The organism is Psychrobacter sp. 1Y4, assembly GCF_051847555.1.
Window position 1 is genome coordinate 1 of the sequence record NZ_JBPYDE010000442.1, and the last position, 762, is coordinate 762.

The following is a 762-nucleotide window of genomic DNA, read 5'->3' on the forward strand; positions in this document are numbered from 1 at the left end:
AGGGTGGCAAGCTGAATTATCAATTACAGATATGTGTCAAGATACATGGCGTTGGCAGAGTATGAATCCGAATGGCTACGATGTATCTTGATACTTGTTAAGCCATCATCGTTTATCTACTACCTTATTCTCACTTAACTTTTGAAACAGTCTTATTTATATGAAAAAAATCACTCACGCTGTAATCCCTGTCGCAGGCTTTGGTACTCGTATGTTGCCTCTGTCTAAATCTGTACCTAAAGAGCTATTACCTTTGGGCAATCGTCCTGCTATTCATTATGTGATCGAGGAGGCCATTGCTGCCGGCATTAAGCATATCGTCTTGGTTGGGCATGCACAAAAAAGCGCAATTGAAAACTACTTTGATATCAATGCCGAGTTGGATAATCAGTTACGCCACAAAGGCAAAGATGAGCTGGCTGATAGCTTAAACTGGTTGCCAGAAGATGTAACGGTGTCGATGATACGTCAAGGTAAGGCGTTAGGTTTGGGACATGCAGTACTGGCAGCGCGACCAATCATTGGTGAGAATGACTTTGCCGTATTGTTACCTGATGTCGTGCTTGATCCATTTACCACTAACATGTCTGCTGATAATTTGGCCTTTATGTTAGATGCCTTTGCTACAGATGGTCACTCACAGATATTGGTGGATCAAGTAGCGGATGAAGATGTACATAAGTATGGTATCGCTAAACTCAGTGACAATAGTGATATGAATGACCAAGCAGATGTTAATGCCAGCTTTGGCGTGGCAGGTTT

The 762-nt window shown here is 42.3% G+C and carries 1 protein-coding gene; it reads left to right on the plus strand.

All coding sequences use genetic code 11. The features are described 5' to 3' along the window. Window positions 1-160 precede the first annotated feature (160 nt). On the plus strand, window positions 161-762 hold a 602-nt coding region (locus ACS8FC_RS16840), incomplete at its 3' end, for a UTP--glucose-1-phosphate uridylyltransferase (RefSeq protein ID WP_439297630.1).